Source organism: Streptomyces chartreusis, assembly GCF_008704715.1.
Lineage (GTDB): Bacteria > Actinomycetota > Actinomycetes > Streptomycetales > Streptomycetaceae > Streptomyces > Streptomyces chartreusis.
In genome coordinates, this window is record NZ_CP023689.1 from 5,526,681 (window position 1) to 5,550,009 (window position 23,329).

18 protein-coding genes are annotated in these 23,329 nt (G+C 71.8%); 11 read left to right on the forward strand and 7 right to left on the reverse strand.

Annotated elements, in window-relative coordinates:
• Positions 1-38: 38 nt before the first annotated feature.
• Complete coding sequence (locus CP983_RS24300; RefSeq protein ID WP_150501756.1) at positions 39-431, reverse strand: peptidase inhibitor family I36 protein; 393 nt, start codon at positions 429-431, stop codon at positions 39-41.
• A 311-nt stretch (positions 432-742) separates the two neighbouring features.
• Between CP983_RS24300 and CP983_RS24305 the strand changes: the two genes are divergently transcribed.
• Positions 743-1,744 carry an ArsR/SmtB family transcription factor gene (locus tag CP983_RS24305; protein ID WP_167537895.1) on the forward strand — a complete coding sequence of 334 codons (1,002 nt, stop codon included), beginning with the start codon at positions 743-745 and terminating at the stop codon, positions 1,742-1,744.
• A 235-nt stretch (positions 1,745-1,979) separates the two neighbouring features.
• Here CP983_RS24305 and CP983_RS24310 read toward each other — a convergent pair whose 3' ends face one another.
• From CP983_RS24310 to afsR, 3 genes are all read right to left on the reverse strand, one after another.
• Complete coding sequence (locus tag CP983_RS24310) at positions 1,980-3,338, reverse strand: O-antigen ligase family protein (RefSeq protein WP_150501758.1); 1,359 nt, start codon at positions 3,336-3,338, stop codon at positions 1,980-1,982.
• Between the two features lie 189 nt (positions 3,339-3,527).
• The gene (gene afsS, locus CP983_RS24315; protein WP_150501760.1) at positions 3,528-3,725 is read right to left on the reverse strand and encodes a regulatory protein AfsS; all 198 of its coding nucleotides are present in this window, start codon (positions 3,723-3,725) and stop codon (positions 3,528-3,530) included.
• A gap of 214 nt (positions 3,726-3,939) precedes the next feature.
• Positions 3,940-6,900: an SARP-family global regulator AfsR gene (gene afsR / locus CP983_RS24320; protein WP_150501762.1), complete on the reverse strand. Its 2,961-nt coding sequence runs from the start codon at positions 6,898-6,900 to the stop codon at positions 3,940-3,942.
• 187 nt (positions 6,901-7,087) lie between these two features.
• On the opposite strand from afsR, the gene CP983_RS24325 reads away from it, so the two are divergent.
• Complete coding sequence (locus tag CP983_RS24325) at positions 7,088-8,320, forward strand: amidohydrolase family protein (RefSeq protein ID WP_150501764.1); 1,233 nt, start codon at positions 7,088-7,090, stop codon at positions 8,318-8,320.
• Positions 8,321-8,371: 51 nt separating this feature from the next.
• Here the strand turns inward: CP983_RS24325 and CP983_RS24330 are convergent, their stop codons facing one another.
• On the reverse strand, positions 8,372-9,247 hold the full coding sequence (locus tag CP983_RS24330; RefSeq protein ID WP_150501766.1) for a hypothetical protein: 876 nt from the start codon (positions 9,245-9,247) through the stop codon (positions 8,372-8,374).
• A 314-nt stretch (positions 9,248-9,561) separates the two neighbouring features.
• On the opposite strand from CP983_RS24330, the gene CP983_RS24335 reads away from it, so the two are divergent.
• From CP983_RS24335 to CP983_RS24360, 6 genes are all read left to right on the forward strand, one after another.
• Positions 9,562-10,467, forward strand: coding sequence for a TIGR03619 family F420-dependent LLM class oxidoreductase (locus CP983_RS24335; protein WP_229914808.1), 906 nt, complete (start codon positions 9,562-9,564; stop codon positions 10,465-10,467).
• 8 nt (positions 10,468-10,475) lie between these two features.
• Positions 10,476-11,246, forward strand: coding sequence for an SDR family NAD(P)-dependent oxidoreductase (locus CP983_RS24340; RefSeq protein ID WP_150501769.1), 771 nt, complete (start codon positions 10,476-10,478; stop codon positions 11,244-11,246).
• A gap of 98 nt (positions 11,247-11,344) precedes the next feature.
• The gene (locus CP983_RS24345) at positions 11,345-12,463 is read left to right on the forward strand and encodes an LLM class flavin-dependent oxidoreductase (RefSeq protein WP_125529631.1); all 1,119 of its coding nucleotides are present in this window, start codon (positions 11,345-11,347) and stop codon (positions 12,461-12,463) included.
• Positions 12,464-12,575: 112 nt separating this feature from the next.
• Positions 12,576-14,306, forward strand: a complete 1,731-nt coding sequence (locus CP983_RS24350; RefSeq protein ID WP_150501771.1) for an N-acyl-D-amino-acid deacylase family protein — start codon at positions 12,576-12,578, stop codon at positions 14,304-14,306.
• The gene (locus CP983_RS24355) at positions 14,303-15,766 is read left to right on the forward strand and encodes an aldehyde dehydrogenase family protein (RefSeq protein WP_150501773.1); all 1,464 of its coding nucleotides are present in this window, start codon (positions 14,303-14,305) and stop codon (positions 15,764-15,766) included. The genes CP983_RS24350 and CP983_RS24355 overlap by 4 nt, the downstream gene beginning before the upstream one ends.
• 62 nt (positions 15,767-15,828) lie before the next feature.
• Positions 15,829-16,620, forward strand: a complete 792-nt coding sequence (locus CP983_RS24360) for an alpha/beta fold hydrolase (protein WP_150501775.1) — start codon at positions 15,829-15,831, stop codon at positions 16,618-16,620.
• A gap of 15 nt (positions 16,621-16,635) precedes the next feature.
• On the opposite strand, the gene CP983_RS24365 is transcribed toward CP983_RS24360, so the two are convergent.
• Positions 16,636-17,031, reverse strand: a complete 396-nt coding sequence (locus CP983_RS24365) for a nitroreductase/quinone reductase family protein (protein ID WP_107905945.1) — start codon at positions 17,029-17,031, stop codon at positions 16,636-16,638.
• Between the two features lie 100 nt (positions 17,032-17,131).
• On the opposite strand from CP983_RS24365, the gene CP983_RS24370 reads away from it, so the two are divergent.
• Complete coding sequence (locus tag CP983_RS24370; protein ID WP_150501777.1) at positions 17,132-17,986, forward strand: endonuclease/exonuclease/phosphatase family protein; 855 nt, start codon at positions 17,132-17,134, stop codon at positions 17,984-17,986.
• Between the two features lie 27 nt (positions 17,987-18,013).
• Here CP983_RS24370 and CP983_RS24375 read toward each other — a convergent pair whose 3' ends face one another.
• The gene (locus CP983_RS24375; protein ID WP_150501779.1) at positions 18,014-19,534 is read right to left on the reverse strand and encodes a CehA/McbA family metallohydrolase; all 1,521 of its coding nucleotides are present in this window, start codon (positions 19,532-19,534) and stop codon (positions 18,014-18,016) included.
• 201 nt (positions 19,535-19,735) lie between these two features.
• On the opposite strand from CP983_RS24375, the gene CP983_RS24380 reads away from it, so the two are divergent.
• Positions 19,736-20,584 carry an LLM class F420-dependent oxidoreductase gene (locus CP983_RS24380; RefSeq protein ID WP_150501781.1) on the forward strand — a complete coding sequence of 283 codons (849 nt, stop codon included), beginning with the start codon at positions 19,736-19,738 and terminating at the stop codon, positions 20,582-20,584.
• A 132-nt stretch (positions 20,585-20,716) separates the two neighbouring features.
• Positions 20,717-23,302 carry a bifunctional FO biosynthesis protein CofGH gene (locus CP983_RS24385; protein ID WP_150501783.1) on the forward strand — a complete coding sequence of 862 codons (2,586 nt, stop codon included), beginning with the start codon at positions 20,717-20,719 and terminating at the stop codon, positions 23,300-23,302.
• The last annotated feature ends 27 nt before the right edge of the window (positions 23,303-23,329 follow it).

A 23,329-nucleotide genomic window follows, 5' to 3' on the forward strand; every position in this document is an offset into this window, starting at 1 on the left:
GTTGACAGGCTGCTCCCGGTCCGGTCCAGGCGGGGTGATCAGCAGGCCCCTACGCGCAGGGAGCTGATGTTGTCGTTTCGGTTGTACTGCGAAGTGTTGCCCTGCCAGTTCCCCACGGGCCAGGTGGCACCGTCGCGGTTGATGTTCAACCACGTGCAGAACGTCCTGCCCGTCCTGTTCCAGACCGAGGAGATCTGGTCGTTCAGGTTGAAGTCACGCAGGTCGTCCGAGCCCGTCTGGAAGCGCGCCATCCTGCCCCAGCCACCGGCGTCTTCCCATGCGCAGAACCAGCCGACCGGGCAGTCCTGGTACGCGGTGATCGTCACGTCCCGTTCGACAGTCGCCGTAGACGCCTGGGCGATCGGCGCAGATGCCACTACTGCGGCCGCAGCGAACCCTAACGCGGTACAGAGGCTGGTGAATCGTCGCATGAGGATGGATCTCCTTCTTCGATTCGCGCAAAGCCGGGATATCCGGCCGTTGCCTGTTCCTTCGGGAAGCGCGGCTTCCTCGCTTTCCGGTCCCCTGAACTATGGGGAAAGGCTGTGTCGGATGACGAGCTGTTAAGTCCTGACTTAAAACCAATGGGGTTTCCCGTCCTCACCGAGGAATGATCAGATATCGGACCTTGAACTGCCGTCCGTTATGACGTCTGGCTCGGGAGTGCCTCTTGGGGTGTGCCGGGTCGGGGCATGCTGAGGGTGCGCTCACGCGCTCTATCGCGATGGCAGGGGGTTGGTTGGTGTTACGCATTCACTTCACGGCGGAAGACCTCGCCCGGACACGGGTGGCCGCAACGATCGGCGTCGCGGCGGAGATCTACTACAGCCTGGAACTGCTGAGAGAGAAGCGGGACCTTCCGCACCTGCGCTCGTGGCGGTCGGCGGTCGCGGGCCGGATGGGAGCGGACACGCGCCCCCTGACGTCCCTGGTTCCGGTGCGCGGCCCCGGGCTTGATCTGCTGGCGCTGATGGGTGATGTGTCTTCTCTGGACCACGCCGTGGACAATCTGCTGCACGCCCCGGTGCCCCGGCTGCGACGCGAGTTCGAAGGCCTCGACTTCCACCCCGAACACCTGCCATGGGCCAGGCGAGTGTCCGAGGGAGACCGCGACGCACGGCGGGAGCTCGCTGAGGCCGTGCGCGCCTGCCATCGGCTGACTGTGGAGCCCTACTGGCACCAAGGGCGGTCCGAGCTGGTCGCGCTGTCCACTCGTTGCGCGAACCTGATGTTGGAGGGGGGCATCGATCTGCTGCTGCGCTCGATCTGCGCGCCGCTGGTCCGCTGGCGTCCTCCAGTGCTGGAAGCTCCCTACCCGCGACGGGTCGAGGTGCGTCTGCAGGGCAGGGGGCTGATCATCACGCCCACGGTCTTCTCGAAGCTCCCGGTGAGCTTTCTGTGGGACCCACTCGACACCGCCCAGCCACCCCGGCTGACCGTGCCGGCCCTCCGCCGACCGTTGACCGGTACCGGGCCGGGCGAACCGGACGATTCAACTATCCGGAACCTGGAGTCTCTGCTCGGCCGCACGCGAGCTGCCGCCCTGCAGGTGACAGAGGAAGGCTGCACGACGACCGAGCTGGCACGCCGTCTCAACGTAACGGCCGCAGCGGCCAGTCAGCACGCCACCGTGCTGCGGAACACGGACCTCATCACCACCAGCCGCAGAGGTGGGTCCGTGCTGCACCTCATCACCCCTCTCGGGCTGGCCCTGTTGAGGACAGGCGCCCAGCCGCAGCGGTGAGCCGCCGAGGGCGCCGCAGCATCAGCCCGGCGGGCCGAGCATCGGCTACCGCGAATGCCGCCGGGTTGTCGTGAAAAGGTGCGCACGGTGCCGCGCCTTCCGTCATCACGCACCTTTTAGACCGTGTCCTGCATGGTCGGCATCCGGCACCGCATTGCCCGCAAGGGCCTCGATAGCTCTCAGCGACTCGGTCGACACCGCTGGACATTGAACGGACCACAAATGAGATGACTTGTTAGCCGGCGGCGCCGACGCGCTGGGGGCCGTGGCGGGGGTGTTTGGGCCGGGCCGGGGCGAGGGCCGGGGTGGTGCCCGTGCGGTCGCGCCAGGTGGCCGGGGTCTCGGCCATGATCACCGCGAGGGCGCACCAGAACAGGGCGTCGATGCGGTCGAGGTTGGCCGGGTGGTCCATCATGCTCATCAGGAAGAAGCCGGTGAGGGCCGCAAGGCCGACCGTGCCGATCACCGACTTCGCGCGGGCGGCGCGGGCCGCGCAGGACACCGCGATCACGGCGACGGCGGTGATGGCGAGGAGCCCCAACGGGCCTGCCTCCACCAGCCAGTTGAGCCACAGGTTGTGGGCGTGGACGAAGGTCCGCCCGCCCGGCGCGGCGGCGGATATCGCGGCGCCGGAGCGGCCGAGCCCGACGCCGAGGGCGTTGTCGGCGGCCAGTCTCAGCGCCGCCTCCCACGCCTGGCCCCGCACGCCGAGGGAGTCGCCGGCCCGGGACACGGCCCAGATGGCGCCGGCCGCGCCGAGCAGGGCGAGGGTGCCGAGGACGGCGAACAGCCGGCGTTGCGCGCGGTCGGCGATCCTGGGCGCCAGCCAGTAGGCACCGCCGAGGACGAGGAGACCGGCGGCGCCGGCGACGTACCCGGCGCGCGAGAAGGTGGTCAGCAGGGCGCCGTATCCGATCACCACGAGCAGGACGACCGCCGTACGGGCCGTGCGCTCGTCCACGCACACGGTGGCGAGCAGGGCGAACGGCAGGAGCAGCACCAGGAAGGCGGCCAGCAGGTTCGGGTTGGCGAAGGTGCCGGTGGCGCGGATCAGGACGCCGTCGCCGGCCGTGTCGCAGGCGACGTCGGTGAGCAGTCCGGTGCGGCAGAAGCCGGTCGGCGTCTCGTTGGTCACCTGCGAGAACGCGCTGGTGGCGGCCGCGGCGACGCCGGTCAGCGCGAGGAGGGCGATCGCGCGCCACGACTCGGGCCGGGTGCGGCGGACCGCGACGACCAGGTAGTGGCAGGCGATGACGGTGAGCAGGCCGCGCAGGGGTGCGGTGGGGTGTCCGCCGCGGTACGTGGTCGCGGCCGACACCGCGACCAGCAGGCCGATCGGCAGGTCCAGGCGCGTCCGGAAGTCCCGCAGCCGTGCCCGCGGCCGGCCCCGTACGGGCACGACCAGGGCGATGACCCCGAGCAGCAGGGCGAGCCTGGTCGGCGTCAGGATGCCCGCGAGGGGGTCGTCCGGGAAGAAGTCCGTGGCGGAGTCGAGCAGCACGACGGCCACCGCGCCCAGCGGCACGAACTGAACGAACCTGACGAGCGCCGACGGCTGTCCGGCGCCCGCCGCCGCGCTGTGCTCGGATGCCATGACACCCGAGCGTGCCGGTCGGGTGCGACGACCGGGTGTCGGGAGGGGGAACGACGCACAGAGACCGCGGGGACACGCCATTGCGCCGGCCTCACGGCGGACGCCGCGAGCGCCGGCGCCCGCCGGACACACGTCGGCCGCGGTGGCTCCCCCTCCGAGCCGCCGCGGCCGATCCCCGTGCGATGAGGCCTACTTGTCGTTCAGCTTCAGCTTCGCGGGCCCCGCCGGCATGGCGTTGTTGAGCGTGGTGATCTCCTCGTCAGCGGCAGCCGGCTCGCTGGGCATGGCGTTGTTCAGGGTGGTGATCTTCTCGTCCGCGGCGGCCGGCTCGCCCGGCATCGCGTTGTTGTCCGGAGAGACGGTCGCGTCCTTCTTCTTGTCGCTCATGGGCTCGTGTTCCTCTGTTTCGGCGATGAGTGAGGAACGCCCGCCCGGGGATTCCCCCGCGGATCGCCGGACGGGCGTTCGGAGCCGCACAGTAATCGGTCGGGCTCCGGGTCCGACCGTCTGCCCCCCGACGCGACGGTCTGACAGGTATGAGACTGCCGGGTGGAGATAAACGAACGCTTAACGCTCACAATCCCCAGGTCAGCGGCCCGGGTTACGCCGCCGCGGCCGAGCTGAGCAGTGCGCGCACCGCGTTGGCCTCCCCGGCGCCGTTCTGCTCGTACAGGCTCAGGGCCTCACGCCAGCAGGCCCGGGCCCGGTCCGCCTGACCGAGCGCGTAGAGCGAACGCCCCAGCAGGGTGAGGACGTTGCCCTGCATCCGGTCGCCGCCGATACAGCCCAGCGCGAGCGCCTGTTCGGCGTGCTGGGCGGCCTGCGACGGGCGGCGGTCGGCCGCGTGCACCTCGGCGATGCGGAAGTGGGTGACGCCCTCCCACAGCCGCTGCCGATGGCCGTTGAAGATGCCGAGGGCGTCGGAGAACTGGCTGAGCGCCTCGGTGTAACGGCCCGCGCGGGTCAGGGCGACGCCGAGCGCGAAGTGACCGTTGGCCAGGCGCACCGTCCGGCCGATCTCGGTGTGCACGGCGAGCCCGTGCTGCGCCATCTCCACGGCCTTCGCGATGTTGCCCATGCCCAGGTGGGCGCGGGACAGGTTGCCGAGGACGGTGGCCTCGAAGGGCCGGTTCCCCGCCGCCCGCAGACCTTCGAGGGCCTGGTCGAAGAAGACCTTGCCGTCGGCGAACCGGCTCTCGTGCAGGCAGATGAGGCCCCGGTTGTTGGCCACCCAGCTGAGGGCGGTGGAGTCCTGCGCGCTCCCGGCGAGTTCCATGGCGACGCGGGCCTCCTGCTCGGCCGGCTGGATGCGTCCGGAGACCAGCAGCACGTCGCTGAGCACCGTCCGGGCCCTGCCCTCCGCCCGGTCGTGGCCGTCCGCCCGGGTGGCTTCGCAGGTCGCCCTCGCCGTCATCTCGTACTGATGCGAGTTGGCCCCGGACTCGGTCAGGTCCTTCGCCGCCCAGAGCAGATCGACCGCCCGCCGCAGCCGCTCCGTTCCCGCCGCCTGCCGTACGCAGGCCAGCAGTTGCCCGGCCTCCGTGTACAGCCAGTCGAGGGCCGCCGTCCCCTCGTCGAAGCTCAGCCCCGGATAGCGGGTCGGCTCCAGGTCGTCGGTCAGCCGGTCCCCGGGGTGCTCGATGGCGTACACCTGCGCGGTCGTGGCCAGATAGAAGTCCAGCAACCGCGACAACGCCCCCTCCCGCTCGCTCGGCGGCTGTTCGTCGCGTTCCGCGCACGCACGCGCGTAGAGTCGCACCAGATCGTGGTACCGGTACCGGCCCGGTGCCGCCGACTCCAGCAGGGATGTGTCGACGAGGGCCTCCAGCAGGTCCTCCGTCTCGTCCACCGGCAGGTCCAGCACCGCGGCCGCCGCCGCCAGCGAGATGTCGGGGCCGTCGGCGAGGCCCAGCAGGCGGAAGGCGCGGGCCTGGGCGGGGTCCATCGCGCCGTAGCCCAGCTCGAACGTGGCCTTCACCGCGAGGTCGCCTGCCTGGAGTTCGTCGAGGCGGCGGCGTTCGTCCGCGAGCTTCGCCGCCAGCACCGACACCGTCCACGTGCGCCGCGCCGCGAGCCGGGACGCCGCGATGCGGATCGCCAGCGGCAGGAAGCCGCACGCCGCGACCACGTCCAGCGCGGCCTTCCGCTCGGAGGCCACCCGCTCCTCGCCCACGATCTTCGTGAACAGGGACAGCGCCTCGTCCGGGGACATCACGTCCAGGTCGACCAGATGGGCGCCCGCGAGGTCGACCATGCGGACCCTGGAGGTCACCAGCGCCGCACAGCCCTCCGTGCCCGGCAGCAACGGCCGTACCTGGGCGGCGTCCCTGGCGTTGTCCAGCAGGACCAGCACCCGCCGGCCGTCCAGCACCGAGCGGTAGAGCGCGGCACGCTCCTCCAGGGAGTCCGGGATCGCCGAGTCGGCGGTGCCGAGGGCCCGGAGGAAGGAGCCCAGCACCGTCTCCGGCTCCGCCGCGCGCGGGCCTGCGCCCTGGAGGTCGACGTAGAGCTGGCCGTCGGGGAAGGCGGAGCGCGCCTGGTGCGCCACATGGACCGCCAGCGTCGTCTTGCCCACACCGCCGATGCCCGCCAGCGCCGACACCGCCATCACCCGCCCCTCGGCCGAGGCGAGGACCTCGCCGAGCTCCGAGACGAAGGAGGCGCGACCGGTGAAGTCGGGCACCGTGGCGGGGAGTTGGGCAGGACGGACCGGGACCGCGGCCGGTTCGGCAGCGGGCGCCGACGGTTCCGCGAGAGCCGGGTCCGCCTGGAGGATGCGCTGCTGGAGCTCCTTGAGGCCGGGGCGCGGGTCGACGCCGAGCTCGTCCGCCAGCAGCCGGCGCGTGTCCGCGTACACGGCCAGCGCCTCCGCCTGCCGGCCGCTGCGGTACAGCGCCAGCATCAGCAGCTCCCGCAGCCGCTCGCGCAGCGGGTGCTCGGCGGTCAGCGCCGTCAGCTCCGAGACCGCCTCCGCGTGGCAGCCCTGCTCCAGGTCCATGTCGAGGCGGGATTCGAGGAGTTGGAGGCGCCACTCCTCCAGGCGGACCCGCTGGGCCTCGGCGTACGGCCCCGGAACCCCCGCCAGCACCTCGCCGTCCCACAGCGCCAGTGCCCGCGCGAGCACCTCCCGCGCCTGGCACAGATCCCCGGCGCCGCGGGCCTTCTCAGCCTCCGCCGCCAGCTCCTGCGCCACCCCGAGGTCCAGCGCGCCCTCGGGCAGCCCCCGCACCGCGTAGCCGCCGGACTCGCTGACCAGGACACCGGCGTCGAGGATCTTGCGCAGCCGGGAGGCGTACGTGCGCAGCGCCGCCAGCGCCTGCGACGGCGGCTCCTCGCCCCACACGGCGTCGATCAGCTCCGCCGCGGTCGCCGTACGGCCCTCGCGCAGCAGCAGGGCGGCGAGCAGGGCGCGTTGCTGGGGGGAGCCGGTGGCCAGCTGTTCCTCGCCGCGCCACGCGCGCACCGGACCGAGCACGCCGAAGCGCAGCGCCGCCGCCGGCTCCGCCGCATCTTGCGCGGAGCCGGGACGCCTCTGCTCCGGCACTCGCGGTACCCCGTCCATCGCAGTCCCCCTAGGGCCCGTTTACATCTCCGCCAGTTTGCCTTGTTCATGGCAGATGCGTCAGCCGGGGAGAGGCTGATCACAGCCAGGCGCGCGGGATATCACAAGGCCCTCACGAGGTCTTCGCACGGCGGGGTGTATCACCGCACAGCTGACGGACCGTCAGATCGGCGCTACCGTGGGCGCCATGGACACCGAGACGACGTTTCCCCTGATCATCTCCGTCGACGACCACACGGTGGAGCCGCCCACGGTGTGGCAGGACCGGCTCCCGAAGAAGTACCAGGACATCGGACCGCGCATAGTCCGCGCGCCGCTGAAGGAAATGACCTTCCTGGGCGGGCGGTTCAAGCCCGTCATGGGACGGCCGGGCGACGACGGGCCGATCGGCGACTGGTGGGTGTACGAGGACCTGCACCGGCCCCTGACCCGCCTCGACACCGCCGTGGGCTACAGCAGGGACGAGATCAAGCTGGAGGTCATCACCTACGAGCAGATGCGCCGGGGCTCGTTCGACGTGCCCTCCCGGCTCGCGGACATGGACGTCAACCACGTCCAGTCGGCGCTCTGCTTCCCGACCTTCCCGCGTTTTTGCGGCCAGACCTTCACCGAGGCGCAGGACCACGAGCTGGGCCTGCTGGGCGTCAGGGCGTACAACGACTGGATGGTGGAGGAGTGGTGCGGGCCCGACGCGCGCGGTCGGCTGATCCCGCTCACCCTCATCCCCCTGTGGGACGCGGAGCTGGCCGCCGCCGAGGTCCGCCGCAACGCGGCCCGGGGCGTACGGGCCGTCGCCTTCTCCGAGATACCCCCGCACCTCGGGCTGCCCTCCGTGCACACCGACTACTGGGACCCCTTCCTCGCCGCCTGCGCCGAGACCGGCACGGTCGTCGCCATGCACATCGGCTCCTCCAGCCGGATGCCCTCCACCTCCGCCGACGCGCCGCCCGCCGTCGGTTCGACGATCACCTTCGCCAACTGCTGCTTCTCGATGGTCGACTGGCTGATGAGCGGCAAGTTCGAGCGCTTCCCGGGCCTCAAGGTCATGTACGCCGAGGGCCAGATCGGCTGGATCCCGTACATCCTGGAGCGCGCCGACGTCGTCTGGGAGGAGAACCGGGGCTGGGGCGGGGTCGCCGACAAGGTGCACCGGCCGCCGTCGGAGCTGTTCGCCGATCACGTCTACGGCTGCTTCTTCGACGACGCCTTCGGGCTGAAGAACCTCGACTCCATCGGCGTCGGCAACGTGCTCTACGAGACCGACTACCCCCACTCCGACTCCACCTGGCCGGAGTCCCGCCAGGTCGGCGAGGCGCAGATGGGACACCTGGACGCCGACGTGGTCGACCGGATCGTACGGCGCAACGCGATCGAGCTGCTGGGGCTGACGGGCGACGGGCTCTGGCCGGGCGGTGCATGAGGGAGCCGCGGCCCCCGGCGGGGGACCGCGGCCCATGGCCGCGCCGGGGCGTCAGCCGAGGAACACCGACGAGATCCTGTCGTCGAAGCCGATCGAGTTCAGGTCGGCGATGTTGCCCTGCACCACCTTGGACTCGCCCTTGCAGTCCTTCCCGGACCAGATCTTCAGGGCGCCGGATGCCTGGAGGGAGGAGGCGGAGTCGTCCCGGCCGACGTTCTGGCAGCCGGAGCCGGCCAGCCCTTCGGAGGGGTCGCCGAAGTTGATCTCGTCCGAGAGCGTGACGCTGCTCGCCGGGGCGGCGGTGCCGTCGCCGCCCTGCTCCGGCGCCTCGGCGGCGCCCGCCTTCTGCCCGTCCGGCGTCACGCCGAACCAGGTGCCGCCCACGCCCTGCCCGTTGGTGTCGCCGGGCTCGAGGTCCTTGCTGAAGCGGTAGACCGGCCAGCCGCCGATGGTGACCTGGAGGTTGCCGTCGTCGCGCTTGACCACGCCGACGTCGGACTTGGCCACGCCGTCCACGAAGATCTTGCCGCCCGGCGCGACCAGGACCGGCGGCCAGGTGGTGGCGCACTCGCCGGAGCAGTTCGACCTGGAGGGGTCGGCCGTGTCCTTGTCGAAGCGGTAGAGGGTGAACCCGGCGCCGTTGACCACGACCGGGTCCAGGTCGCCCGCGGACGACGCGCTCAGCTGCACCCACTTCTTGGCGGCCGGCTTGCTCGCGGGCTTGCCCGGGCGGGTCGCCCAGTCGCCGGTGCCGGGGGCCGCGTTGTTCTGCTTGGCCGTGCCGCTGCCGAAGTTCAGGCTCTGCAGGGCCGATCCGGCGCCCTCGCGGGCCGCGGAGGCGGCGTCGTCGGCGGCGTTGCAGGCGGTCAGCAGCAGGGCCGCGGCGGCGGTGGTGGCGGCGATCGCGGCGAAGCGGTTGCGGATCATCTCGGTATCTCCCCGTGTCTCGGCGCCCGGACTTCCCGGGCCGCCGCCACCCAGTACGAGCCGCCCCCGGGCCGCCCTCACCCGGTGACACCCCTGAGACACGAGCAGGACGACCCCCGGTCAATCGCACGAAGATCGCGATAATCCGGGCGCCTCCGGGACGCGGGGCCCCTCCCGCGCGGGATCGGCCCCACCCCTTGTCTGTTGCGCCGCCAGACCGGACGATGGCGCCCGAGCATGAATGTGACGGACCGTCAGATCGAGGAGGGCGTGTGGCCATCCAAGTCCCGCCGGACGGACGGACGCTGTTCGGGATGCAGCTCCCCGTCCAGTCGCAGAGCACGATGTACGCCGAGCCCTGGGAGGCCGGCGCCGGACCCGACGACCTCGTCGCCCTGGCCCGCGCCGCCGAGCGCGCCGGCTTCGACTACGTCGCCACCTGCGACCACGTCGCCATCCCGCGCCGCCTGGCCTCCGCGATGAGCACGGTCTGGTACGACCCGGTCGCCACCCTCGCCTTCCTCGCGGCGGCCACCGAGCGGGTCCGCCTGCTCAGCCATGTCGCGGTCGTCGGCCTGCGCCACCCCCTGCTCAGCGCCAAGCAGTACGCCACCCTCGACCACCTCAGCGCGGGGCGGCTGATCCTCGGCGTCGGGGCCGGGCACGTGCGCGAGGAGTTCGAGGTGCTCGGCGTCGACTTCGAGCGGCGCGGCCCCGTCCTCGACGAGTCGATCGACGCCCTGCGCGCAGCGCTCGGGCCGGAGGAGTTCCCCGAACACCACGGCAAGCTCTACGACTTCGAGGGCCTCGGCCAGCTGCCCCGCCCCGCCCAGGAACGCGTCCCGGTCTGGGTCGGCGGATCCTCGCCGGCCGCCGTGCGCCGGGCCGCGCTGAAGGGCGACGGATGGCTGCCGCAGGGCGACCCGCGCGACCGGCTGCCCGCGCAGATCGCCCGGATCCGGCGGCTCAGGCAGGAGGCGGGCATCGAGGGGCCGTACACCGTCGGCGCCATCGTCGAGCCCCTGTACGTCGGCACGCCCGCCTGGGACGTCGGGCGCCGGACGCTGACCGGGACGCCGGACGCCCTCGCCGAGTCGCTGCGGGCGTACCGGGCGATGGGGGTGGACCAGATCCAGGTGCGGTTCCGCAGCCGCGGCCGCAGCGAGCTCGTCGACCAGATCACCGCGTTCGGGGCCGAGGTCGCGCCCCGCCTCGACTAGGGAGAGCCATGGGCAAGCTGGACGGACGGACGATCATCGTCACGGGCGCGGCCCGCGGACAGGGCGAGCAGGAGGCACGGCTGTTCGTGGCCGAGGGCGCGAACGTCGTCGTCGCCGATGTGCTCGACGACCAGGGCGGGGCGCTGGCCAAGGAGCTGGGGGCGCTGTACGTCCATCTCGACGTCGGAAGCGAGGAGGACTGGCGTGCCGCGCTGGCGGCCACGAAGGAGGCGTACGGCCGGGTCGACGGGCTCGTGAACAACGCCGGGATCCTGCGGTTCAACTCCCTCGTCGACACGCCGCTGGACGAGTTCATGCAGGTCGTGCGGGTCAACCAGGTCGGCTGCTTCCTCGGTATGAAGACCGCGGCTCCGGAGATGGAGGACGGCGGCACGATCGTCAACACCGCCTCCTACACGGCTGTCACGGGCATGGCGGCCGTGGGCACGTACGCCGCGACCAAGCACGCCATCCTCGGCCTCACCCGCGTCGCCGCGCTGGAGCTGGCGCCGCGCGGCATCCGGGTCAACGCCATGTGCCCCGGCGCGATCGACACCGCGATGTCCAACCCGGCGCAGCTGGACCCGGAGGCGGACGCGGAGGAGACGAGCCGGGCCCTGGACGGGCTGTACCGCAAGCTCGTGCCGCTCGGCCGGATCGGGAGGCCGCAGGAGGTGGCGCGGCTGGCGCTGTTCCTGACGTCCGAGGACTCCTCCTACATCACCGGACAGCCGTTCGTGATCGACGGCGGGTGGCTGGCCGGGGTCAGCGTCATCTGACTGACCATCAGGTATTGACCCTCCATGCCGGTGGTGCCACAGTCGTTCAAAACTGACGGTGCGTCAGAAAACTTCGGAACCGGGGACGGTGAACCGCCTTGGAATTCGGGCTCTTTGTACAGGGATACGTGGGCAAGCGCGCCGAGACCGATCCGCTCGCGGAGCACAAGGCGCTGATGGAGGAGACCGAGTACGTCATCCAGGCGGACAAGTCAGGCTTCAAGTACGCGTGGGCCTCCGAGCACCACTTCCTGGAGGAGTACTCGCATCTCTCCGCCAACGACGTGTTCCTCGGGTACCTCGCGCACGCGACCGAGCGGATCCATCTGGGATCGGGCATCTTCAACCCGCTGGCCCAGGTCAACCATCCGGTGAAGGTCGCCGAGAAGGTCGCGATGCTCGACCATCTGAGCGAGAACCGCTTCGAGTTCGGCAGCGGCCGGGGTGCCGGCTCGCACGAGATCCTCGGGTTCATACCGGGCGTGACCGATATGAACTACACCAAGGAGATCTGGGAAGAGACGATCGCCGAGTTCCCCAAGATGTGGCTCCAGGACGAGTACGTCGGCTTCCAGGGCAAGCACTGGCAGCTGCCGCCGCGCAAGGTCCTGCCCAAGCCGTACGGGAAGTCGCATCCGGCGATGTGGTACGCCGCCGGGTCGCCGCCGTCGTACGCGATGGCCGCCCGCAAGGGGCTCGGGGTGCTCGGCTTCAGCATCCAGAAGGTCTCCGACATGGAGTGGGTGCTGGAGCAGTACAAGACGGCGGTCGTGAACGCGGAGCCGATCGGGGACTTCGTCAACGACAACGTCATGGTGACGACCACGGCGATCTGCGCGCCGACGCACGACGAGGCGATCCGGATCGCGGTGAACGGCGGGCTGCACTATCTGCCCTCGCTGGTGTTCCGGTACCACGACACCTTCCCGCGGCCCGAGGGGTTCCCGGTGTGGCCGGAGACGCTGCCCGAGTACACGCCGGAGTTCGTGGAGCTGCTGATCGAGGAGGAGCTGCTGATCTGCGGTGATCCGGACGAGGTGCTCACGCAGTGCAAGCGGTGGGAGCAGGCCGGGGCGGACCAGCTGAGCTTCGGGCTGCCGGTGGGGGTGCCGAAGGAGGAGACGTTGCAGACGATCCGGCTGATCGGGGAGCACGTCATTCCGAAGATCGACACGGATCCCGTTCACCGGACGTCCCGATTCCGGCAGTCCGCCTGATCGTCGTAGGGCCGCGGGCCGTCGGCGGGTGCGGGTGCGTCGTGGCTGGTCGCGCAGTTCCCCGCGCCCCTGAGGGGCGCGGCCCGCACCCCGAGTCAGAGGAGGAGCCGTCATGCTCGATCACGTCATCAAAGGCGCGACCGTCGTCGACGGGACCGGCGCGCCCGCCTGCAACGCCGACGTCGGCATACGCGACGGCCGTATCGCCGTCATAGGAACCGTCACCGAGGGATCCCGTACCAGTGAGGACGGCACCGGGCTCGTCCTCGCTCCGGGGTTCGTCGATCCGCATACGCACTACGACGCCCAGCTGTTCTGGGACCCCTATGCCACCCCCTCTCTCAACCACGGGGTGACCACCGTGGCCGGTGGGAACTGCGGGTTCACGCTGGCGCCGTTGAATCCGGGTCGTCCCGGGGACGCCGATTACACGCGGCGGATGATGTCCAAGGTCGAGGGCATGTCGCTGGTGGCGCTCGAAGAAGGCGCGCCGTGGAGCTGGAACTCCTTCGGGGAGTATCTGGACGCCCTCGAAGGGCGGATCGCGGTCAACGCGGGCTTCATGGTGGGGCACTGTGCGCTGCGGCGGTACGTCATGGGAGCCGACGCGGTCGGCGGGCAGCCCAGTGAGGAGCAACTCGGCGAGATCGTGCGACTGTTGCACGACGCCATGGACGCCGGTGCCTGGGGGTTCTCCACCACCCAGTCGTCCACCCACTCCGACGGGGACGGGAAGCCGGTGGCCTCGCGGCACGCCGGGCCCGCCGAGCTGCTAGCGCTGGCGAAGGCCGTCGGGGAGCACGAGGGCACGCAGATCGAGGCGATCGTCGCCGGGTGTCTCGACCAGTTCAGCGACGCCGAGATCGAGCTGTTCGTGGAGATGAGCGCCGCCGCCGGACGGCCGCTGAACTGGAACGTGCTGACCATCGACTCGGCCGTGCCGGAGCGGGTGCCCCGGCAGCTGCTGGCCAGTGAGCGGGCACGCAAGGCCGGCGGCCGGGTCGTGGCGCTGACCATGCCGATCCTCACGCCGATGAACATGTCGCTCGGCACCTTCTGCGCGCTGAACCTGATCCCCGGGTGGGGGCCGGTCCTCGGGCTGCCCGTGCCCGAGCGGATCGCCCGGCTGCGCGAGCCGGAGGTGCGGGCGGAGCTGCTGCGGCACGCGTCGTCCAAGGAGGCCGGCGTCTTCCGGCGGCTGACCAACTTCGGGCGGTACGTCATCGGCGACACCTACAGCGACGCCAACCGCGGACTGAGCGGCCGGGTCGTGGAGGACATCGCCCGCGAACGCGGCCAGGAACCCTTCCAGTGCATGGTGGAGATCTGCGCCGCCGACGAGATGCGTACGGTCCTGTGGCCGATGCCCACCGACAACGACCCCGCGTCCTGGGCGCTGCGCGCCGAGGCATGGCAGCACGACGACGTCATGCTGGGCGGCTCCGACGCCGGGGCGCATCTGGACCGGATGTGCGGGGCGCCGTACACGACCCGGTTCCTCGGGGACTGTCTGCGCGGACGCAGGCTCACGAGCCTTGAGCAGGCCGTGAAGATGCTGACCGACGACCCCGCCCAGCTCTTCGGGCTGCGCGAACGCGGCCGGATCCAGGAGGGCTTCCATGCGGACCTGGTCCTCTTCGACCCGGAGCGGATCGACGCCGGCACGGCCACCCTGGTGCACGACCTGCCGGGCGACAGCCCGCGGCTGGACTCCAGGGCGATCGGGGTGCGGGCCGTGTGGGTCAATGGCGTCGAGGCGATCCGGGACGACGTGGTGAGCGGGGCCGTACCGGGGCGGGTGCTGCGCTCGGGGCGGGACACCAGGACGGTGGCCACCAGGTGAGCTTCGAAGGATCCGACCGGCAGCGGCTGTTCGTCGGGGGCTCGTGGGTGGAGCCGGACGGCGGTCACTATCCCGTGATCGATCCGGCGACGGAGGAGACCGTGGGCGGGGCTCCCGAGGCGTCCCGGGATCAGGTGCTCGCGGCCTGCGCCGCGGCCCGCGAGGCCTTCGGGCCGTGGTCGCGCACGGCGCCGGAGGAGCGGGCGGCCGTGCTGGCGCGGGCGGCGGACATCATCCACGGCCACCTCGGGCCGTACGCCGAACTCGCCCAGGCCGAGACCGGCGCGACCACGGGCACGGCCCGGGGGATGCAGGTCGGTGTCGGGGCTGCCCGGTTCCGGCGCTACGCGCGCGTGGAGCCCGCCGAGTGGGCCGTCGCGCCGCAGATCAACGACGCGGGGCCGATGGGGAAGGCCGGCGTGATGGGTGCGCTGGCCGTGCGGCAGCCCGTCGGGGTCGTCACCTGCGTCACCTCCTACAACAACCCGTGGGCCAACCCGGCCGGTAAGATCGCGCCCGCGCTCGCCATGGGCAACACCGTGGTCGTGAAACCGGCGCCGCAGGACCCGCTGTCCGTCTACCGGATGGCGGAGGCGCTGGAGGCGGCCGGGGTGCCGCCGGGGGTCGTGAACGTCGTCTCCGGCAGGTCGGTGGAGGTCGGCGAGGCGGCCGTGTCGTCCCCGGACGTCGACATGGTCAGCTTCACCGGCTCCACGGCCGTCGGCCGGCGCATCGCCGAGGCGTGCGGACGGGACATGAAACGGCAGCTGATGGAGCTCGGCGGGAAGGGCGCCGCCGTCGTATTCGACGACGCGGACATCGGCTCGGCGGTCGCCGGGATCGGGACGACGTTCTCCTTCTACAGCGGGCAGATCTGCACCGCGCCCACGCGGGTGCTGGCGCAGCGGGGCGTCTACGGCCGCCTCGTCGAGCAACTGGCCGCGTACGCCGGCCGGTTGAAGGTCGGCGATCCGCGCGAGGCGTCCACGGTCGTCGGGCCGGTGATCTCGGCCGAGCACCGCGACCGGGTGGAGTCGTACGTGGAGACGGGCCGCAAGGAAGGCGCCGTGGTCGTGGCCGGCGGTGAACGGCCGCCGTACGAGCGGGGCTTCTACGTGGCGCCGACGCTGCTCGCGGACTGCACGAACGACATGCGGGTCGCCCGGGAGGAGATCTTCGGGCCGGTCGTGTGCGTGATCCCCTTCGACGACGAGGAGGAGGGCATCGCCCTCGCCAACGACACGGAGTACGGACTGATCGACTACGTCTGGTCCGGCGACGTCGCCCGCGCCTTCCGGGTCGCGCGGCGGCTGCGGGCCGGCGGCGTCGGCGTCAACACCGTCGGCCGCAACATGGAGGCGCCCTTCGGCGGGTTCAAGCAGAGCGGAGTGGGACGCGACGTCGGCTCGTACGCCCTGCACGCCTACAGCGAGGTGCAGGCCATCGTGTGGCCGGGCTGAGCCCCGCCGATTGACCGGCCGGTGGCTGTCGCCGGGTCGGCAATGCGGGCAGGGTCTGCCGTATGGGACAACTGGTGCAGGTCAAGGGCGGCGAGGTCTGGGCGGACGACACCGGTGCGGACGGCGCCGGGCCGCCCGTGGTGCTGCTGCACTCGGGCGTCGGGGACTCCCGGATCTGGGATCCCGTCCTGCCCGGACTGGCCGCCGGGCATCACCGGGTGATCCGGTACGACGCCCGCGGCTTCGGGCGCTCCCCGGCACCCACGACCCCCTACGCCCAGGTGGACGACCTCCGTGGCGTCCTCGACCACTTCGACCTGCCCCGGGTGGTCCTGGCCGGCTCCAGCATGGGCGCCAGGACCGCCGTCGACCTGGCCCTGAGCGACCCCGGACGGGTGGCCGCCCTGGGCCTGTTCACGCCGGGCGTCGCCGGATACGAGGGCCTGGAGGTGCCCGAGGTCACCGAGGAGATCGGCCGGCTGGCCGGCGCCGGGGACCTCGACGGCCTGGTCGCGCTCGCGCTGCGGGTGTGGGGCGCGGCCGGCCCCGACCCCGACACGGAGGCCGAGGCCCGGCTGCGGGCGGCGATCCCGGCGTGGTTCACGACGTACGGCCATGAGATCGCGGGCGCCCCCGCCTTCGACCGGCTCGGTGAACTCGACCTGCCCTGCACGCTCCTCCTCGGCGAGCAGGACCAGCCCGAGGTGATCCGCTGCAACGAGGCGATGGCCGCCCGCATCCCCGGCTGCCGGCTGGTCCGGCACCCGGAGTGCGACCACTTCCCGACGCTGCGGGCGCCCTGGGACGTCGTCCGGCTGGTGATCGAGCTGTGCGAGCGGGTGCGGGCCGGCTGACCGGCGCCGCGCGTGTCAGCCGGTGAGGTCCACCCGGACCGTCAGCAGATTCGTCCCGAGGGCCCGCACGGCCGTGCTGTTGAAGCGGGGCAGGCGGCGCAGCCGGGCGACCGGGTCGTCGTCGGGGAGCAGATGGGCCGTTCCGGTGTGCCAGCGGCCCTTTATCCGCACCCGCACCTTCGGATCGGCCTTGATGTTGCGGATGTACTGGGACCGGTCACCGAACTCCGACACCAGCCAGAAGGAGTCACCGACCCGGCTGCCGCCCACCGGCGTCTGCCGGGGCAGGCCCGAGACACGGCCGGTGGTCTCCAGGACCGTCTGGAGGGGGAGTCGGCGCAGCACAGGGTTGCCGACATGGCGCTGGAACGCGGTGGCGGCGCGGAACCTGAGCTCGGTGAGGCGGGACATGCCTGTGGGTCTCCTGTCTTCTGCCGGGTACGGGGGCGCGGCGGTCGAACTGTTGCTTCAATGGTCGCCCACGCGGCGTGACGAGAGCGGGTGGCTTCCGATGCGGGTCGTGACCTGGAACCTGTGGTGGCGCTTCGGGCCCTGGGAGACACGGCAGAAGGCCATCCTGACCGAGCTGCGCGAGCTGCGCCCCGACGTCGTGGGCCTCCAGGAGGTGTGGGCGGCCGGCGGCGACAACCAGGCCGAGTGGCTGGCCGGCGAGCTCGGCATGCACTGGGTGTGGGCCCCCTCGCCCGCCCCCGAGCGCTGGCGCCGGCGCATCGGCGACCCCACGGTCGACATCGGCAACGCCGTGCTGAGCCGCTGGCCGGTGACCGACCGGCGCACGCTGCGGCTGCCCGCCCCCGCCGACGTCGACGACGGCCGCCTGGCCCTCTTCACCCGCCTCGCCGCCCCCTCGTACGACATCCGCTTCTTCACCACCCACCTCACGTCCGCCCCGGACGGCTCGGCCGTGCGCTGCGGCCAGGCCACCGCCCTCGCCGAGTTCATCGCCGAGAACGGGATCGACACCCCTTTTCCGACGATCGTCACCGGCGACTTCAACGCCTTGCCGGACTCCGACGAGATCCGGCTCTTCGGCGGCCACCGCGCCGCCCCGGCCGGGCCCGGGCAGGTCTTCGTCGACGCCTGGCGGTACGCCGGCCCGGCCGCCCCCGCTCTCACCTGGGACCGCGCCAACGCCCATGTCCCGGACGGCCCGGGGCCGGGCGGCCGGATCGACTACATACACGTCGGCCCGCCCGGTCCGGGCGGACTCGGCCGCGTACGCGCCGTGCGTCGCGCGGGAGACGGCCCGGTCGACGGCACCTGGCCGTCCGACCACGCGGCCGTGGTCGCCGACCTGGAGGACACCCCGACGGACCGAGGGCCGGGTCACCGCCCGGCACGGTGAGCCGGCCCGAGCGGTGACCCCCGCAGGCTACGAACGGCCCAGGAAGATCGGGTTGGTGAAGGCCGCGAGGGCTCCCGGCAGGGGGCCCACGGCCGCCTCGTGGCGCAGTTCGGCGCGGACATAGGCCGCGTACGAAGGGGTCGTACGCCACTCCACGACGCCCGAGCCGGTCACCGGCAGCGGATCGCTGGTGAACAGGACGCCCTGGTCCGTGACGAGGCGGACCGTGCAGCGGGGAGCGCCCGAGACCTCCAGACGGACCGTGACCGGGGTGTCCATGCCGACCTCCAACCGCTCGCCGATGCCCGCTTGTTCGGCGCGCCCGCCCGAGGCCGTGAAGGCGAGGGAGACGTTCTTGGACTCGGCGACGTAGGAGCGGCCCGCGCGGATGCCCTCCTGGATCGCCTCGCGGGTGAGGTCGTCGGCGAGGACCACCGTCTGCGGGGAGCCGACCGGGTCCGGGCTGCGGTGGGCGTCGCTGTTGCCCATCGCCGGGATCCAGCCGCGGCCCTTGTCGCGCACGGATGCCACCAGCGTGCCGTCCCAGTCCGCCAGCGCCACCTCGTCGTCCGGCGTCCACGGGCCGTTCCAGACCTCGACCGCGTCCGCCTCGTCGAAGCCGAACTTCCAGTTGCAGCCGACACAGGTGGCGTGCGGGTGGGCGGGCACGACCAGGCCGCCGGCGCGGCGGATCTGGCGGGCGAACCTGCCGAAGCGGTTGTCGCGCGCCCGGTAGCGCCAGTCGATGAACGTCCCCGGCTCGACGCCGAGCGCCAGCACATGGCCGTTGCGCGTCGTGACCTCCTCGCCCAGCATCACCAGCAGGTCGTCGCCGGCCTCGTCGGCCCAGTGCGGGTGCGCCGAGTGCGTGTTGTGGTCCGAGCTGTTGATGAAGTCCAGGCCCGCCTCGCGGGCCAGCGCGGCGATCTCCGCGGGGGTGCGGCGGCCGTCCGAGTACCAGGAGTGCAGATGGCAGTCGCCCCGGTACCAGGCGCGGCCCCGGCCCTTGGCCCGCTCCGGCGGGTAGGCCGGTTCCACGGCCTCGGCCTGCTCGCCGTACGTCAGGGTGATCGTGACCTCGTAGTCGAGGCCCTGCGGCGCCACCGTGTACGGGCCGAGCACGATGTGCCAGGTGCCCTCGCGCACCGGCCCCGGGATGTAGCCCGGCGTCGCGTCGTCGGCGCGGATGAAGAACTCCGTGCGGGCGCCGCCGGACCAGCCGCGGAAGCCCTTGCCGCCGAGCTCGGTGCCGCGGTGGTCGAAGATGCCGATGTCGAGGGCGTTGCCCGGGGTGCCGGCCGGCACGGACGGCTTGTCGTAGGTGTACGCGACCTTGATCTCCCGTATGCCGTCCGGGATCTCCAGGGGCAGATAGGCGAAATCGGGGCCGCCGGCGGGCAGCGTGCCGCGTACCGTCCGGGTCTCGGTGTTCTCGGCCGCTTCGGCGGGGCCGCGAGAGAAGCTCACGCTTCCCAACGTAAGCGCGGCCGCCGCACCCGTCACGAACAATGCGCGTCTTCCCAGGCCGCCGTGGTCGTCCTCGCACATGCTGCTGCTCCCCAGGTCGTCGTGAATGACAGGGCGTGGTGGTGCAGGGGTGGTACGTGCAACCCTCGTATTCAGCCGTGAACTGTCGGGCAAGGGAAGGGAATCGTCAGCCGATGGTCAGCTGACGAAGCTGCGGAGAGGCGATTTTAGGCCGACCGGTCGGTATGGACATTGCGACTTCGGCGCGGTACAGATGCACCCATGCGTATCTCCGCCACGATCTTCCTCACCGACGAGACCATCGCCCCCGTCCGGCTCGCCCGTGAGCTGGAGCAGCGGGGGTTCGCCGGGCTGTATCTGCCCGAGCACACCCACATCCCGGTCGACCGGACCACGCCGTACCCGGCGGGCGGCGAGCTGCCGCCCGAGTACGGCCGCACCCTCGACCCCTTCGTCGCGCTCGGCCAGGCCGCCGCGGTGACCGAACGGCTGGGCCTCGGCACCGGCATCACCCTGGTCGCCCAGCACGACCCGATCGACCTGGCCAAGCAGATCGCGACCCTGGACCACCTGTCGGGCGGGCGGTTCACCCTCGGCCTCGGCTTCGGCTGGAACGTGGAGGAGGCCGCCGACCACGGCGTCGAGTGGGCCACGCGCCGCGAACTCGTCCGTGACCGGATGGCCCTGATGCGGGCCCTGTGGGCCGACGAACCCGTCGCGTACGAGGGGGAGTTCGGGTCGGTGAGCGCCAGTTTCGCCTGCCCCAAACCCGTACAGAAGCCGCGCGCACCGAAGGTCAACGGCCCCCGCACGCTCATCGGCGGCGCGGCCGGGCCGAAGCTGTTCACGCACATCAGCGAGTACGCCGACGGATGGATGCCGATCGGCGGCCGCGGACTGTCCGAAACTCTCCCCCGGCTGCGCACCGTCTGGACCGACGCCGGCCGCGACCCCGACACGCTCCAGGTCGTGCCCTACGCCGTGTTCCCCAGCCCCGGCAAGCTCACCCACTACGCCGAGTTGGGCATCGAGGAGGTAGTCGTGCAGCTGCCGCCGGCAGGGGAGACGGAGGTTCTTCGGGTGCTGGACGAGTATGCCCAGTACCTCTAGGGGGGCGGGCGGGCAACGGCCCCAGGGGCGCGGGGAACTGCGCGACCAGCCACAACGCACCCGCACCCGGCAACGCACAGCACCATCCCGAACCCTCCCCGACCCCGCAAATCTCGAACGTATGCTCAAAGAATGACGACTCCCGCGACCCCTGGAACCGGCCCGACCGAGAACTCCCTGCGTCGCGCCCTCAAACGCGCCCGGGACGGCGTCGCGCTCGACGTCTCCGAGGCGGCCGTACTGCTCCAGGCCCGCGGCGAGGCCCTCGACGACCTCGCCGCGTCCGCCGCCCGGGTGCGTGACGCGGGCCTCGCGGCGGCCGGCCGCCCCGGCGTGATCACGTACTCCAAGAGCGTCTTCATCCCCCTCACCCGGCTGTGCCGGGACAAGTGCCACTACTGCACCTTCGTCACCGTCCCCGGCAAGCTCCGCCGCGCGGGCCACGGGATGTTCATGTCCCCCGACGAGGTCCTCGACATCGCCCGCAAGGGCGCGGCCCTCGGCTGCAAGGAAGCCCTCATCACCCTCGGCGACAAGCCGGAGGACCGCTGGCCCGAGGCCCGCGAGTGGCTGGACGCGCACGGCTACGACGACACCATCGCCTACGTCCGCGCCATCTCCATCCGCATCCTGGAGGAGACGGGCCTGCTCCCGCACCTCAACCCGGGCGTCATGACGTGGACCGACTTCCAGCGCCTCAAGCCCGTCGCCCCGTCGATGGGCATGATGCTGGAGACGACCGCCACCCGCCTGTGGTCCGAGCCCGGCGGCCCGCACCACGGCTCCCCGGACAAGGAACCCGCCGTCCGGCTGCGCGTCCTTCAGGACGCCGGCCGGTCCTCGGTCCCCTTCACCTCCGGGATCCTCATCGGCATCGGCGAGACGTACGAGGAGCGCGCCGAGTCCCTCTTCGCGCTGCGCCGGACCTCGCGGTCGTACCACGGCATCCAGGAACTGATCATCCAGAACTTCCGCGCCAAGCCGGACACCGCGATGCGCGGCATGCCGGACGCCGAGCTGGACGAACTGGTCGCGGCGGTCGCGGTGGCCCGGATCGTCATGGGCCCGGCCGGCAACATCCAGGCCCCGCCCAACCTCGTCGAGGGCGAGTACGCCCGCCTCATCGCGGCCGGCATCGACGACTGGGGCGGCGTCTCCCCGCTCACGATCGACCACGTCAACCCCGAACGCCCCTGGCCGCAGATCGAGGAGCTGACCCGGCAGTCGGCGGACGCCGGCTTCGAGCTGCGCGAACGGCTGTGCGTCTACCCCGAGTTCGTGCAGCGCGGCGAGCCCTGGATGGACCCCCGGCTGCTGCCGCACGTACGAGCGCTCGCCGACCCCGGGACCGGCCTCGCCCGCCCCGACGCCGTGGTCGAGGGCCATCCGTGGCAGGAGCCCGAGGAGGCGTTCGTCTCCTCCGGCCGCACCGACCTGCACACCACCATCGACACCGAGGGCCGCACGTCCGACCGCCGCGACGACTTCGACGAGGTGTACGGCGACTGGGGCGCCCTGCGCGAGGCCGCCGCACCCGGCATGGTCCCCGAGCGCATCGACACCGACGTCCGCCAGGCGCTGCGGGTCGCCGCCGACGACCCGACCCGGCTGACCGACGACGAGGCATTGGCGCTGCTGCACGCCGACGGCCCGGCGCTGGACGCGCTCACCCGGATCGCCGACGACGTCCGCAGGTCGGTCGTCGGCGACGACGTGACGTACATCGTCACGCGGAACATCAACTTCACCAACGTCTGCTACACCGGCTGCCGCTTCTGCGCCTTCGCACAGCGCAGGACGGACGCCGACGCCTACACCCTCTCCCTGGACCAGGTCGCCGACCGCGCCCAGCAGGCGTGGGAGGTGGGCGCGGTCGAGGTGTGCATGCAGGGCGGCATCCACCCGGACCTGCCCGGCACGGCGTACTTCGACATCGCCAGGGCGGTGAAGGAGCGGGTGCCCGGCATGCATGTGCACGCCTTCTCGCCGATGGAGGTCGTCAACGGCGCCACCCGCACCGGCATGTCCATCCGCGAGTGGCTCACCGCCGCCAAGGAGGCGGGCCTGGACTCCATCCCCGGCACCGCCGCCGAGATCCTCGACGACGAGGTCCGCTGGGTCCTCACCAAGGGCAAGCTGCCCACGGCGACCTGGATCGAGGTCGTCACGACGGCACACGAGCTCGGCATCCGCTCCAGCTCGACGATGATGTACGGCCATGTCGACCAGCCCCGGCACTGGCTCGGCCACCTGCGCACCCTGGCCGGCATCCAGCAGCGCACCGGCGGTTTCACGGAGTTCGTGACCCTGCCGTTCATCCACACCAACGCACCCGTGTACCTCGCCGGCATCGCCCGCCCCGGCCCCACGATCCGCGACAACCGGGCGGTCACCGCCATGGCCCGGCTGCTCCTGCACCCGCACATCCCCAACATCCAGACCAGCTGGGTCAAGCTCGGTACCGAGGGCGCGGCCGAGATGCTCCGCTCCGGCGCCAACGACCTCGGCGGCACGCTGATGGAGGAGACGATCTCGCGGATGGCGGGTTCGTCGTACGGCTCCTACAAGTCGGTCCGTGACCTGGTGGCCGTCGCCGAGGCGGCGGGCCGCCCCGCAAGGCCGCGTACGACCCTGTACGGCGAGGTGTCCGAGGAGCGCCGGCGGGCGGCCGCGGCCTCGGACGGCCACCTGCCCGAGCTGCTGCCGGTACTGGACTGACGAAGAGCCCACCGCGGGGGTCGGTAC

Coding starts and splice junctions, on each gene's coding strand:
- CP983_RS24365 (WP_107905945.1), bottom strand. CDS start 17,031: ATGTCCCGCCTCACCGAGCTCAGGTTCCGCGCCGCCACCGCGTTCCAG.
- CP983_RS24350 (WP_150501771.1), top strand. CDS start 12,576: ATGCTCGATCACGTCATCAAAGGCGCGACCGTCGTCGACGGGACCGGC.
- CP983_RS24330 (WP_150501766.1), bottom strand. CDS start 9,247: ATGATCCGCAACCGCTTCGCCGCGATCGCCGCCACCACCGCCGCCGCG.
- CP983_RS24375 (WP_150501779.1), bottom strand. CDS start 19,534: ATGTGCGAGGACGACCACGGCGGCCTGGGAAGACGCGCATTGTTCGTG.
- CP983_RS24300 (WP_150501756.1), bottom strand. CDS start 431: ATGCGACGATTCACCAGCCTCTGTACCGCGTTAGGGTTCGCTGCGGCC.
- CP983_RS24325 (WP_150501764.1), top strand. CDS start 7,088: ATGGACACCGAGACGACGTTTCCCCTGATCATCTCCGTCGACGACCAC.
- CP983_RS24340 (WP_150501769.1), top strand. CDS start 10,476: ATGGGCAAGCTGGACGGACGGACGATCATCGTCACGGGCGCGGCCCGC.
- CP983_RS24310 (WP_150501758.1), bottom strand. CDS start 3,338: ATGGCATCCGAGCACAGCGCGGCGGCGGGCGCCGGACAGCCGTCGGCG.
- CP983_RS24370 (WP_150501777.1), top strand. CDS start 17,132: ATGCGGGTCGTGACCTGGAACCTGTGGTGGCGCTTCGGGCCCTGGGAG.
- afsR (WP_150501762.1), bottom strand. CDS start 6,900: ATGGACGGGGTACCGCGAGTGCCGGAGCAGAGGCGTCCCGGCTCCGCG.
- CP983_RS24360 (WP_150501775.1), top strand. CDS start 15,829: ATGGGACAACTGGTGCAGGTCAAGGGCGGCGAGGTCTGGGCGGACGAC.
- CP983_RS24335 (WP_229914808.1), top strand. CDS start 9,562: ATGCAGCTCCCCGTCCAGTCGCAGAGCACGATGTACGCCGAGCCCTGG.
- CP983_RS24380 (WP_150501781.1), top strand. CDS start 19,736: ATGCGTATCTCCGCCACGATCTTCCTCACCGACGAGACCATCGCCCCC.
- afsS (WP_150501760.1), bottom strand. CDS start 3,725: ATGAGCGACAAGAAGAAGGACGCGACCGTCTCTCCGGACAACAACGCG.
- CP983_RS24385 (WP_150501783.1), top strand. CDS start 20,717: ATGACGACTCCCGCGACCCCTGGAACCGGCCCGACCGAGAACTCCCTG.